Below are 12,811 nucleotides of genomic sequence, written 5' to 3' on the forward strand. Positions count from 1 at the left end.
TATGGAAAATGCCTTTAAGTTGCTGTATAAAACAATTGAAGAACGAAAGGGAAGCCCACTTCCTGAATCGTATACAAATTATTTATTTTCAAAAGGAGAAGATAAAATTTTAAAGAAGATTGGTGAAGAGTGTGCTGAAGTAATTATCGCATGTAAAAATAATGATAAAGAAGAAGTAGTGAAAGAAATGGTTGATGTATTTTATCACTGTTTCGTTTTATTAGCTGAAAAAAATATTGCATTGGAAGATGTCATGCGAGAGGTGAAAGAACGAAATGGAAAGCTTTCGAGAGTTGGGGATAGAAGGGAAATAGATACATTATAAGGGGGAATGTATATGAAAGTAGATTATCATCTTCACTTAGAAGAAGGACCGTATTCAATAGGATGGCTTGCTAAAATAAATGAAGCGTTGGAATGTTATGAACCGCTTCAAGAAAGACATTCTATTGATTGGCTTATGAAAACACAAGAGCGTTTGCAAAAGCGTGTGAAGGAAGGGCCATTTACAACAGAATGGATAGATCTATATTTAGAAGAAGCTGTACGAAAAGGAATAAAAGAAGTGGGAATTGTTGATCATCTATATCGTTTTCATGAAGCAAAAGGATATTATGAAAAATATGTAGATATTAGTGATTCTAAGCTCGGTCGTATACAGAAAGAATGGTTGGATCAAGTAAGGGTAGTTTCACTGTATGATTTTACAAAGGCAATTGAAGAGGCGAAAGAACGATGGGGGAAAAGAGGTGTCACACTTAAACTTGGAATTGAAGCGGATTATTTTATTGGTTGTGAAGGAGAGTTAAAAGAATTATTAGCGCTAGGAGACTTTGATTATGTAATTGGTTCCGTTCATTTTCTAAATGGCTGGGGATTTGATAATCCAGATACGAAAGAATATTTTGAGGTGCATGACCTACGCGCATTATATGATATGTTTTTTAAAACAGTTGAGAGTGCGATTCGTACCGAGTTATTTGATATTATCGCTCATCTTGATAATATAAAGGTATTTAATTATCGATTGGATGAGAATGAACAGCTTTCTTATTATGAGGAAATTGCCTGTGCGTTAGTAGAAACGAATACGGCAACAGAAATAAATGCAGGATTATACTATCGTTATCCTGTTCGTGAAATGTGCCCAAGTCCACTATATTTACAAGTATTAGCTAAGTATGGTGTTCCAATTACGATTTCTTCGGATGCCCATTACCCAAATGATTTAGGGAATTATGTACAAGAAAATGTACAAACATTACGAGCTCACGGTGTTACTCAGGTTGCAACATTTACGAAGCGAGCAAGAGTAATGAGGTCGCTTGAAGAAGAAGTAACAAATTCAAAATGAAACGCAATTTTTTGATGAAAACGGTCCTTTTTGTTCAAAATAAGAAAGAATGAAAAGGAGGGTAAGAAATGGCGAAACAACAAAATAAACAAAATGTACAAGGTGCACAGCAACAAGCTTATACTTCTGAAACGAATGCTGCATCTCAATCGGTTATTGAGGAGCAAATTAGCGATACGGTTGCAGAAGGAACTATTGATGTGAAGCTCGGAAAAGAATCGCAGGAAAAAGCGTAAGAAAAGGGGAGAGTTGCATCTCCTCTTTTTTCATGGAAAAGTGTCGATTTTCAAAACTATAATCAAATTCCTTGGTTTTTATATGTGGATTTCTTACAATGAAATATAAGAGATGTCTTATTTTCTATAGAAGAGGTGTTAGTAGTGGCAAAAATATTAGTAGCGGGAAAAATTCCGGAAATTGGATTAGAACTATTAAAAGATCATAATGTAGAAATGTACAATAAAGAGGAGTTAATTTCTATAGATGAATTAACAGAGCGTGTAAAAGATAAAGATGCATTGTTAAGTTTACTTTCGACAAAGGTGCCAAAAGAAGTTATTGATGCAGCGCCTCATTTAAAGATTGTTGCAAACTATGGTGCTGGTTACGACAATATTGATTACACGTATGCGGGCGAAAAAGGAATTGCAGTTACGAATACACCGAAAGTATCAACGGAAGCGACTGCAGAATTAACATTTGCACTTCTTTTAGCAGCGGCGCGTAGAATTCCTGAAGGGGATACGTTATGTCGTACGACTGGATTTAACGGATGGGCACCGTTATTTTTCTTAGGACGAGAAGTTCATGGTAAGACAATCGGAATTATAGGTCTTGGAGAAATTGGGAAGGCTGTTGCAAAACGTGCGAAAGCATTTGGAATGGATGTTTTATATACAGGGCCAAATCGTAAGCTTGAAGCTGAAAGTGAACTGGGAGCAACGTATGTGACGTTGGAAGAATTATTACAAACAGCAGACTTTATTACAATTAACTGTGCTTATAATCCAAAATTACATCATATGATTGATGAAGAGCAGTTTAAAATGATGAAGAAAACAGCGTATATTGTAAATGCTTCACGTGGACCAATTATGAATGAAGCAGCACTTGCTCATGCATTAAAAACAAATGAAATTGAAGGAGCAGCTCTTGACGTGTTTGAATTTGAACCGAAAATTACAGAAGAGCTAAAAGAATTAAAGAATGTAGTACTTGCTCCACATGTAGGGAATGCAACATTTGAAACTCGTGATGCGATGGCTGAAATGGCTGTCAGAAATATTTTAGCTGTATTAAACGGCGAAGAGCCAGTAACACCTGTAAATCAAAAGGTATTAGTTACAAAATAAAAAGAAACCTTCCGGACTTGGAAGGTTTTCTTATTTTTCTTTATTCGCTTTTTTAGACGGTCTTTGTCTAATGAATTGAGATAACATGTACAAAATATATAGTGGAATGGCAATGAATAAGAAAACAGAAAAATTTCCAAATCCTGTTTGATACATTGTAATAATGATTCCAACTAAAAATAGTGTAATAATGATGCTATATCGTGGAATTGGTACATCTTTTAAACTTGGGATACGAATGCGGCTCACCATTAAAAATGCGAACGTTACAAATACGGTAATAAGAACGATTTTTGGAATGGTATGTGAAAATAATGTTAAGAAAGCAACAAGCCCTCCCGCTGCTGTAATCGGTACTCCAGTGAAATATTTCATTGAAGTAGAAGATGGTGTTACATTAAATCGTGCTAAACGATATGCTCCGAAAAGAGGGAATAATCCCGCTATGTATAATCCGATGATTCCGTAGTTTGAGAAAGATGTGTAATACATTAAAACAGCTGGTGCTGCACCAAATGTTACGACATCTGCAAGCGAGTCGAGCTCTTTTCCCATTTGTGAATCAACACGTAATAAACGAGCAACACGACCATCAAGACTATCTAACATCATCCCGATAAGTACTAAAATAGCAGCTGATTTATAATATCCTAAAGATGCATAGCCGATTGATAAAAATCCGCTATATAAATTTCCGAGCGTAAATAAGTTTGGAATAGCTGCTCTATACAAAATCTGATCCCTTGCTTTCTGTAATAAATTCTTAATTAGTGTATGAAAGTTTACTTATTTTATCATACCATAAATTTATTCCTCATACGAAAGAAATTACCAATTTGTGAAAGATTTCATAGAAGGATGGTTTGAAAATTAAGTGAAAATAAAAAGAGGAAGCAACTTGTATAAAGTTGCTTCCTTTACTATTCAAATTTCGTTGTCATCGTTCCAGTTTTATATCGATTATTAGGATCGAAGCGTAATAAATCTCCATAAATTAATTTGTCGGAGAATTTTAATTCTGTTTTTGCTTTTTCAATATACGGCTGACATAGCGTCATGTCAGCTTCTTCACCCGTACTTCTTTTGTAGCACATATTTTTTGTATAAACATACTCTTCAGAAACAAAGCTACCATCACGCATTACCATAAGCGGGTCTTTCTCTTTAATAAATAAGTCAGTTCCAAATTCAACGGATTTATTTGTTTTAATACCAAGTAAATGAAGGAGCGTTGGCTTAATATCAATTTGACCGGATACTTTAGAAACAACTTTTCCTTCTTGGCCAGGCACATGAATAATAAGAGGGACTCGTTGTAATTGCATAGAATCGAATGGTGTAATAGTATCTTTTCCTAGGAACTGTGCCATAGCTGTGTTATGGTTTTCGGAAATACCGTAATGATCACCATAAATGACAATAACGGAATTATCATATAATCCTTCTTCTTTTAATTGTTGAATAAATAATTTAAGAGCTTCATCTGTGTAACGAACAGTTGGGAAGTAGCGGTTTACAACACCACTTTCCGAGTTGAATTCATCAACATATTGATCTTCCGGATTTAGAAGAAACGGAAAATGATTTGTTAATGTAATAAATTTTGTATAGAACGGTTGCGGTAAAGATTTTAACTTTGGAATAGATTGTTCAAAGAACTCTTTATCTTTTAATCCCCAACCGACAGACATTTGCTCCGTTCCTGCGTAATCATTTAAATTAAAATAACGATCATATCCAAGCGCAGGATACATTACATCCCGATTCCAAAACGTTTTATCGTTTGAATGGAAGACGGCAGAAGAATATCCGTATTTCTTTAATTGTTCTGGTGTCGCTGTGTATTCATTTGTTGCATGAGTAAAGAATACAGAACCACGATCTAGCGGATAAAGTGAGTTTTCAACGATAAATTCAGCATCAGAAGTTTTGCCTTGTCCAGTTTGATGATAGAAGTTATCGAAATAGAAACTATCCTTAATAAATTCATTTAAAAATGGTGTAATTTCTTTTCCATTTATTTTTTTATTAATAACAAAGTTTTGTGTAGATTCCATTGAAATTAAAATTACATTTTTACCTTTTGCAGCTCCAAATAAGTTTTTATCAACTTGTTTGTCTTTTGAGTCTGTATAGTTTTTAATTTCAGAAAACCCATCCCCACTTGCAAATACACGCTCAGCTGAAGACTTGGATTGAAGCGTAATATCAAATAGATGGTATGTGTATAAACCTAAATTCTTCACGACAGTTTGACGGTCAAATGAGCGCGAGAACATTTGTGGTTTATAAATAACTGATACAACAATTTGTAGTGCTAATAAAGCTGTTACACCGCTAAAGAAAGTTCGCTTCTCTGAGCGGGAAAGTGGTGTTTTGTCGCCAAATGATGGGAATTTCCGTGAAATAAACATTAAAATAATTGCATCTGCAAATAAAAGTAATGTTTTGTACGTAAAGAGTTCTTTTATACTTGTCCCTAAATCAGCCATATTGTTTGTTTGGAATAAAACCGGGAAAGTAACGAAATCGTTATAGAACCCATAAAACATTGCGTTTCCAAATAAAATAAATGACAGTATAAAACTGATTCCAATTATAATTCGGTTTCGGTGCTTAGATGCAAGTAAAGCTAAGCCGAAAAATAAAAGTAACGCAGCTAGTGGATTGATAAAAAGCATGAATTCTTCAAAGAAATTATCAATTTTAATATCAAATGCTAGCTTGTACACAATATATGTTTTAATCCATAGTAAAACGACTGCAACGAGTGCAAATCGCAGTTTTGGAAACAGATGTTGTAGCATAATATACTCCTCTCCTAAAAAGCATGACAGTTCTTGTGAGTCAGTTTGCTTAACGACTCATTTTATATATACGAACAGTCCTTTGTTATTATGATTATTATACTATGAGTATCATTATACGAAAATAAAAGAAGGTTGTGGGCTTTTTTATAATAATCGAGTAGAAAAAGAGTGGTGGGAGACAATAAAACAGAATTTCTATGTATGATAATTATCGTACGCAGAAAGAATCGCGTGATAATACGGAGGTTATAATGCGAAAATTATTATATTTTATAGCATGCAGTAGTGTTATACTTTTTACTTCACCGAGTGTGTCGGTAGCCCAATATGATGCACCTCTTATGGAAGATGCACTTTATTCTGTTTTATTTCCAAAAATAAATAAAGCAATTGAAAAACAATATGGAAGTTTGAAACCTTATCAATGTCCTAAAATTATTAGTTTAAAAAAAGTGTATAGCGGTACATATTTATTTCAAGCAAGTATTGAAGTGACAAAGTATGAACGTGTTGCTGGGAAAATTGCTCCACCATTTGAGAAGGTAACGATTACATTTAATAACGAAGAAGGCGAATGGGAAGTGACAAAGATTTCAGTAAAGCGCTTACCAAATGATACGAAACTAAACTGTAAAAAAACAATATAAAAAATTGTTTGACAAATAAAATGGTCCTTTGGTATTGTTAATAGCAACAATTAGATGTTTGAAAATTAAATAGACTTACCTCATCTACTCTCAAAGGTAGAGGCCGCGATAGGAAAGAGTAAGCTATGGGAGATTTAATGGAATCTGTGATCATAGGTTGAAAGGGACTATTGCCGAAATATAAGAATAACCATCTTATTCATATATTGGGACTGCATTGAATAAATGTAGTACTGTCATAAGATTTATTTTATGGAGAGCTATTTGGAGATGTTGATGCGGTTTCTTATTTTGAGGAGATAACAACTCGTTTATTTTTTCAATATATATTTTTCCTAATAAGAAACGCGTGTGAACATTGTTCCGCGCGTTTTTTGTCTATCTAAAAGCGTGCTGCAATGAATAGAAGATTGGGGTTATGAGTTTTAGAGGAAATAAGGGAGGAATTTAAATGTATTTACACGGCACAAGCCGAATTAATGGGCAGGGACACTTAGAAATTGGAGGGTGCGATACGACGCAGCTAGCAAAGCAATACGGAACACCACTTTATGTATACGATGAAGAGTCTATTCGAGGAAAATGCCGAGCATTTCATCGTGCTTTTAAAGAAAGTGGTTTCTCTTATCAAATAGCATATGCAAGCAAGGCGTTCTTGTGCATGGAGATGTGCCGAGTAGCTCGTGAAGAGAGTATGTCATTAGACGTTGTTTCTGGGGGAGAATTATATACTGCGCTCCAAGCAGGATTTCCGGCATCACGTATTCATTTTCATGGAAATAATAAAACAGAAGAAGAAATAGTGATGGCTCTTCAGGCGAATATCGGTTGTTTTGTCGTAGATAACTTCTTTGAATTAGAAGTTTTACACGATTTAGCGATGCAACATGGGAAATTTGTGAACATATTAATTCGTGTAACGCCTGGAGTAGAGGCGCACACACATGAATATATTACAACAGGTCAAGATGATTCGAAATTTGGATTTGGTGTTTCAAACGGTCAAGCGATGCAGGCAATTGGATTTGCTTTACAAAAATCAAATTATAATGTGCTAGGGATCCATTCACATATTGGGTCGCAAATATTTGAAACAGCTGGTTTTGTTCGAGCAATTGAAGTTCTTCGCCAATTTTTAGAAGAAGTGAGAGAGCAAACAAACTATGTAGTAAAAGTGTTAAATGTAGGCGGGGGATTTGGAATACGTTACACAGAGTCAGATACACCATTAACTCTTGAGACATATGTGCGAGCTGTAACAAGTGCAGTGAGAGAACAATTTACTGTATGTGAATATCCATTGCCAGAAATATGGATTGAGCCAGGCCGTAGCATTGTAGGTGATGCTGGGACAACAATTTATACAGTTGGATCTGTGAAAGATATTCCTGGTATTCGGAAATATGTATCAGTCGATGGTGGAATGACAGATAATTTAAGACCTGCTTTATATAATGCGCGTTATGAAGCGATGTTAGCGAATCGAGCGAATGATGAGAATGAGGAACTCGTTTCGATTGCCGGGAAATGCTGTGAGAGTGGAGACATGTTGATTTGGGATATTCATTTACCGAAAGTCGCTGCTTCTGATTTACTAGCAGTTTCCTGTACAGGAGCATACGGGTACTCGATGGCGAATAATTACAATCGGATTCGAAGACCAGCCGTTGTCTTTGCAAAAGGCGGAACATCGCAAGTAGTTGTGGAACGCGAAACATATGAAAATATTATTGGGAACGATCGCATACGTATTAAAGAGCTTGTCTAAATAGGAAAAGGAGTTGTTCGAATGGGCAATTCCTTTTTTATAAAATAAAATAATTAAAATATATCGGAAAACTAGGATTGAAAAAAATCAGAATTGTGATAAAATACAAATACAAAGCTTATCAAGAGAAGCGGAGGGAACTGGCCCGAAGAAGCTCGGCAACCTGCTTATAGAAAGCAAGGTGCTAAATCCAGCAAAATGGGATCCATTTTGAAAGATAAGGTAAAATATATTACCGAACAGTCTTTTCGAAATGGGAAAGATTTTTTTTATGAATAAAAAGGGGGGGCTGTTCGCGTGAGTGTACGGGAACATTTTGATGAAGTATCCGAGAAGATTGAAGCGATGCTTGCTGATATGAAATATGGTTCAATTACAATTGTTGTGCAAGATGGAAAAGTAATTCAGTTAGAGAAAAGTGAAAAAGTACGTTTAAAGTGAAAAGCGCTGACTAGAAAAACTAGAGGCGGTTTTAACCTATTTTCATTAGGTTAAAACCGTCTTTTTGCTTTTACAGGGGGAAAAAACATGTTGACGTATGAAACGTGGGAAGAAAATGTTGTTTCGTTTTCGGAAGAAGATGAAACAAAAGGTGCGTTATCAGTATTAAATTGGGTTTATAAAGAATATAAAGATGAGGTTGTCTACGCATGTAGCTTTGGGGTGGAAGGTATGGTATTGCTGCACATTATAAACCAAGTAAATCCATCTGCTAAAGTTGTATTTTTGGATACAAATGTTCATTTTCAAGAAACGTATGAATTAATTCGAAAAGTGCGGGAACGATTTCCTTCATTGAATATTATAGAAAAACAGCCAGAACTTACACTTGATGAACAGGCGAAGTTGCATGGTGAAAAACTGTGGGAGAGCAATCCGAATCTTTGTTGTAAGATTAGAAAAATTTTACCTTTAGAAAAATCATTAGTCGTGGAAAAAGCATGGATATCGGGCTTAAGAAGGGAACAATCAGAAACACGTAAGCATACAAAGTTTATAAATCAAGATCATCGTTTTCAATCTATTAAAGTTTGTCCACTCATTCATTGGACGTGGAAAGAAGTTTGGCGATATGTATACAAACATAGCTTGCCGTATAACCCGTTGCATGATGTTGGCTATCCAAGTATTGGGTGTGAGAAATGTACGTTACCTGTAGGGGATGGTGGCGATTCAAGAGATGGTAGATGGGCTGGAAAAGTGAAAACTGAATGTGGTCTTCATTACCAATAAGATGAATCTTGAAATAAAGCTAAGAGAGGATATAGAAAAATGAGCATAGTAAACGAATTAGTAAACCGTATAGATGAGACATATGATGTATCACAAATTGAAAAAGAAATTAAATTAGACAATATTGCGTTAAGTGATTTAGAACTATTGGCGACAGGTGGATATAGCCCCCTTACTGGTTTTTTAGGGAAGGAAGATTATGATTCTGTTGTAGAAACGCTTCGTTTAGCAAATGGTAGTGTGTGGAGTATACCGATTACATTACCGGTAACAGAAAAAGTCGCAGAAAGCCTGAAGGCTGGAGAGGAAGTAAAGCTTGTCAACAATGGAAATATATACGGTGTCATTCAAATAGAAGATATTTTTGTACCAGATAAAGAAAAAGAAGCGTTACTTGTATATAAAACAACGGATGAGGCTCATCCAGGAGTGAAAAAATTATATGAACGACCAAACGTTTACGTTGGAGGAACTATTATTCTAACAAAACGCTTTGAAAATAATCAATTTCCTTCTTATCATTTAGACCCAATTGAAACGAGGGAAGCATTTAAAAAACGTGGGTGGAAAACAGTGGTCGGATTTCAAACGAGAAACCCGGTACATCGTGCCCATGAGTATATTCAAAAATCTGCTCTTGAAATTGTAGATGGTCTCTTTTTAAATCCGCTCGTTGGAGAAACGAAATCGGATGATATTCCTGCTGATGTAAGAATGGAAAGCTATGAAGTACTTCTTCAAAACTATTATCCGAAAAATCGTGTCTTTTTAAGTGTATTTCCTGCTGCCATGCGTTACGCAGGACCGAGGGAAGCGATATTTCATGCGTTAGTAAGAAAGAATTTTGGATGTACCCACTTTATAGTAGGGCGTGATCATGCTGGAGTAGGAGATTATTACGGAACGTATGAAGCGCAAGAAATCTTCACAAATTTTACGATAGAAGAGTTAGGAATTACACCACTATTCTTTGAGCATAGTTTTTACTGCACGAAATGTGAAGCGATGGCTTCAACGAAAACATGTCCGCACGGAAAAGAAGATCATGTTATTTTATCGGGTACGAAAGTAAGAGAATTATTAAGAAACGGTGAGATTCCGCCAAGTACATTTAGTCGTAAAGAAGTAGTGGAAGTGCTAATTAAAGGCTTGAAAAAAGAAGTAGTAACAGAATAGGGAGAGAACGAGATGGATACGAATATTACTTGGCATACAGCTTCGGTTTCAAAAGATGAGAGAAGAGTGAAGAATGGACATCATAGTTTTGTAATTTGGTTTACTGGTTTATCAGCTTCGGGTAAATCTACAGTAGCGAATGCGGTCGCTCGTAAACTGTTTGAAAAGAATATTGGAAATTATGTGCTGGATGGGGATAACATTCGCCACGGTTTAAATAAAGACTTAGGATTTTCTGAAAGTGATCGCATGGAAAATATAAGACGTATTGGCGAAGTGGCAAAGTTATTTGTAGACCAAGGAGCAGTTGTCCTTACAGCATTTATTTCACCATTTCGAGTAGACCGCAAACAAGTAAGAGATTTATTAGCGGCAGATGAATTTATTGAAATTTTTGTGAAGTGTCCGATTGAAGAGTGTGAGAAACGTGATCCGAAAGGACTTTATAAAAAGGCAAGAAAAGGTGATATTAAGGATTTCACAGGTATTGATTCGCCTTATGAAGAGCCAGAGCAGGCGGAATTAATTGTAGAAACGCACAAATATTCTATTGAAGAATGTGCAGAACAAATCGTGAAGTACTTACAAGAGCGTAGTTTTATATAGGGGGATAAACAATGAGTTATGAAAAAGTATGGGCTAACAATGAAAAATTAAATCAGACCGAGAAAAATAAATTAGAAAAAGATGGCTTAGAAATTTTTAATGATATTCCTTACTATGCGGAAAATGGTTTCGAATCTATTCCGAAAGAAGAGTGGGATGCCTTTAAATGGGCAGGCTTGTATTTACAAAGACCGAAAGAAGCTGGTTATTTTATGATGCGGGTAAATATTCCGTCAGGGATTATTACAAATGCACAGGCAGAAGTACTTGCTTCTATCGCTGAAGATTATGGACGTAATGTAATAGATATTACGACGAGACAGGCGATTCAGTTTCACTGGTTAGAAATTCAGCAAATTCCAGATATTTTTAAAAGATTAGCAAGAGTTGGGTTATCTTCAGCGGGGGCTTGTGGTGATATAACGCGGAATATTACAGGTAATCCGCTTGCTGGTATTGATGCAAATGAACTATTCGATACAACGCATATTGTAAAAGAAGTATATGATTACTTCCAACATAATGAAGAGTTTTCTAACTTGCCACGTAAATTTAAAATGTCTATTAGTTCTAATATTTATAATTCAGCAAACGCAGAAATTAACTGTGTTGCATTTACGCCTGCAACGAAAGAAATAGATGGTGAGAAAAAAGTTGGTTTTCATATAAAAGTAGGTGGAGGATTATCAGCTCGACCGTATTTAGCTGATGAATTAGATGTATTCGTTTTACCAGAAGAAGTGAAGGCGGTGGCGATTGCGATTGCTACTATATTCCGTGATTTTGGATATCGTGAAAAACGTCATTTAGCTCGGTTGAAATTTCTTGTTGCGGACTGGGGAGCAGAGAAATTTAAAGAGAAACTAATAGAGTATACAGGGCCTTTACAAAGTAAAGGGGAAAGTGCACTCAAAGGATGGAATGCAGGCTATTTTTATGGTGTTCAAGACCAAAAACAAAAGGGATTAAAATATGTAGGTTTTAATGTACCGGTAGGTCGTTTACATGCAGAAGAAATGTTTGAGATTGCAAGAATCGCAAAGCAATATGGAAATGGACAAATTCGTACATGTAACTCGCAAAACTTCATTATTCCGAACGTTCCTCCAGAAAATGTAAAAGGATTACTTAGTGAACCGCTGTTTGAAGCGATATCTGCTAGCCCGAAATCATTTATTGGTCATGCGGTTTCATGTACCGGTATTGAATATTGTAATCTTGCACTAGTAGAAACGAAAGAAAGATTACGAAAAATTGCAGAATACTTAGATACACAAATTGCACTCGATGTTCCAGTTCGAATTCATATGGTAGGCTGCCCGAATTCATGTGGTCAACGTCAAATTGCTGACATTGGGTTACAAGGGGTGAAAATGAAAACGAAGGAAAAAGGTATTGTTGAAGCGTTTGAAATATACGTAGGTGGAACATTGTTAGATGGCGGTGCCTACAATCAAAAGTTAAAAGGAAAAATAGATGGCGAGGATCTACCTGATGTACTCGCATCATTTATAAGTTATTTCAAAGAGAATAAATTACCAGCCGAAACATTTTATGATTTTGTAGGTCGTGTTGGTGTAGATACATTACAAATAGCGTTAAATAACGTGCTAGAAGAAGTAATAGCGTCTTAGGAGGGACGATATGGATTTATATCGATTTGAAGCTGTGTTAGTAAATAGTATTGTTCCGATTGTTGTTGTTGCTCAAAGTGAAGAACAGGCATTTAAGCTTGCGGAGATTGAGCTTGAAAAGCATTTTTTACCGTTGCCAGAGGTAAAAGAGATTTCTTTGTTTGAAAAAAAGAAGATTCGAAAAGGTGGGGCATTTGTTATCCATGAGTAGAGATCAGTAATACGAAAAAA

Annotated in this window: 14 protein-coding genes and 2 riboswitches; of the genes, 12 read left to right on the forward strand and 2 right to left on the reverse strand. The window is 35.6% G+C overall.

The window, feature by feature from the left end:
- Window position 1: 1 nt before the first annotated feature.
- From hisE to ACTFP3_RS03525, 4 genes are all read left to right on the forward strand, one after another.
- Window positions 2-325 (forward strand): phosphoribosyl-ATP diphosphatase, encoded by a 324-nt coding sequence (hisE, locus tag ACTFP3_RS03510; RefSeq protein ID WP_000426358.1) that lies wholly within the window; start codon window positions 2-4, stop codon window positions 323-325.
- Window positions 326-337: 12 nt separating this feature from the next.
- Complete coding sequence (locus ACTFP3_RS03515; RefSeq protein ID WP_000861838.1) at window positions 338-1,354, forward strand: histidinol phosphate phosphatase domain-containing protein; 1,017 nt, start codon at window positions 338-340, stop codon at window positions 1,352-1,354.
- A gap of 68 nt (window positions 1,355-1,422) precedes the next feature.
- The gene (locus ACTFP3_RS03520) at window positions 1,423-1,590 is read left to right on the forward strand and encodes a YozQ family protein (protein ID WP_001118878.1); all 168 of its coding nucleotides are present in this window, start codon (window positions 1,423-1,425) and stop codon (window positions 1,588-1,590) included.
- A 144-nt stretch (window positions 1,591-1,734) separates the two neighbouring features.
- The gene (locus ACTFP3_RS03525) at window positions 1,735-2,706 is read left to right on the forward strand and encodes an NAD(P)-dependent oxidoreductase (RefSeq protein WP_001062858.1); all 972 of its coding nucleotides are present in this window, start codon (window positions 1,735-1,737) and stop codon (window positions 2,704-2,706) included.
- A gap of 30 nt (window positions 2,707-2,736) precedes the next feature.
- Here ACTFP3_RS03525 and pssA read toward each other — a convergent pair whose 3' ends face one another.
- Both pssA and ACTFP3_RS03535 read right to left on the reverse strand, forming a co-directional pair.
- Window positions 2,737-3,438 (reverse strand): CDP-diacylglycerol--serine O-phosphatidyltransferase, encoded by a 702-nt coding sequence (gene pssA / locus ACTFP3_RS03530; RefSeq protein WP_000285417.1) that lies wholly within the window; start codon window positions 3,436-3,438, stop codon window positions 2,737-2,739.
- Between the two features lie 188 nt (window positions 3,439-3,626).
- Entirely contained in the window at window positions 3,627-5,513 is a 1,887-nt protein-coding gene (locus tag ACTFP3_RS03535) for an LTA synthase family protein (RefSeq protein ID WP_000939079.1), read from the reverse strand.
- 254 nt (window positions 5,514-5,767) lie between these two features.
- Between ACTFP3_RS03535 and ACTFP3_RS03540 the strand changes: the two genes are divergently transcribed.
- The 8 genes from ACTFP3_RS03540 to ACTFP3_RS03575 all read left to right on the forward strand — a co-directional run bounded on the left by ACTFP3_RS03540 (window position 5,768) and on the right by ACTFP3_RS03575 (window position 12,791).
- Window positions 5,768-6,163 carry a DUF3888 domain-containing protein gene (locus tag ACTFP3_RS03540; RefSeq protein WP_001228823.1) on the forward strand — a complete coding sequence of 132 codons (396 nt, stop codon included), beginning with the start codon at window positions 5,768-5,770 and terminating at the stop codon, window positions 6,161-6,163.
- Between the two features lie 89 nt (window positions 6,164-6,252).
- Window positions 6,253-6,434, forward strand: a riboswitch (Lysine riboswitch).
- Between the two features lie 180 nt (window positions 6,435-6,614).
- Window positions 6,615-7,931 (forward strand): diaminopimelate decarboxylase, encoded by a 1,317-nt coding sequence (lysA, locus tag ACTFP3_RS03545; protein ID WP_000280634.1) that lies wholly within the window; start codon window positions 6,615-6,617, stop codon window positions 7,929-7,931.
- 115 nt (window positions 7,932-8,046) lie between these two features.
- Window positions 8,047-8,155, forward strand: a riboswitch (SAM riboswitch).
- Window positions 8,156-8,228: 73 nt separating this feature from the next.
- Window positions 8,229-8,372 (forward strand): YezD family protein, encoded by a 144-nt coding sequence (locus ACTFP3_RS03550; RefSeq protein ID WP_000116158.1) that lies wholly within the window; start codon window positions 8,229-8,231, stop codon window positions 8,370-8,372.
- Between the two features lie 87 nt (window positions 8,373-8,459).
- Window positions 8,460-9,164 (forward strand): phosphoadenylyl-sulfate reductase, encoded by a 705-nt coding sequence (locus ACTFP3_RS03555; RefSeq protein WP_440009328.1) that lies wholly within the window; start codon window positions 8,460-8,462, stop codon window positions 9,162-9,164.
- Window positions 9,165-9,203: 39 nt separating this feature from the next.
- Entirely contained in the window at window positions 9,204-10,340 is a 1,137-nt protein-coding gene (gene sat / locus ACTFP3_RS03560) for a sulfate adenylyltransferase (protein WP_000029491.1), read from the forward strand.
- A gap of 12 nt (window positions 10,341-10,352) precedes the next feature.
- Complete coding sequence (gene cysC / locus ACTFP3_RS03565; RefSeq protein ID WP_000380499.1) at window positions 10,353-10,946, forward strand: adenylyl-sulfate kinase; 594 nt, start codon at window positions 10,353-10,355, stop codon at window positions 10,944-10,946.
- An 11-nt stretch (window positions 10,947-10,957) separates the two neighbouring features.
- Entirely contained in the window at window positions 10,958-12,580 is a 1,623-nt protein-coding gene (locus ACTFP3_RS03570) for a nitrite/sulfite reductase (RefSeq protein ID WP_000119621.1), read from the forward strand.
- A gap of 10 nt (window positions 12,581-12,590) precedes the next feature.
- Window positions 12,591-12,791, forward strand: coding sequence for a DUF3906 family protein (locus ACTFP3_RS03575; RefSeq protein WP_000366914.1), 201 nt, complete (start codon window positions 12,591-12,593; stop codon window positions 12,789-12,791).
- The last annotated feature ends 20 nt before the right edge of the window (window positions 12,792-12,811 follow it).

Source organism: Bacillus cereus group sp. MYBK5-2 (genome assembly GCF_051915685.1).
Taxonomy (GTDB): Bacteria; Bacillota; Bacilli; order Bacillales; family Bacillaceae_G; genus Bacillus_A; species Bacillus_A cereus.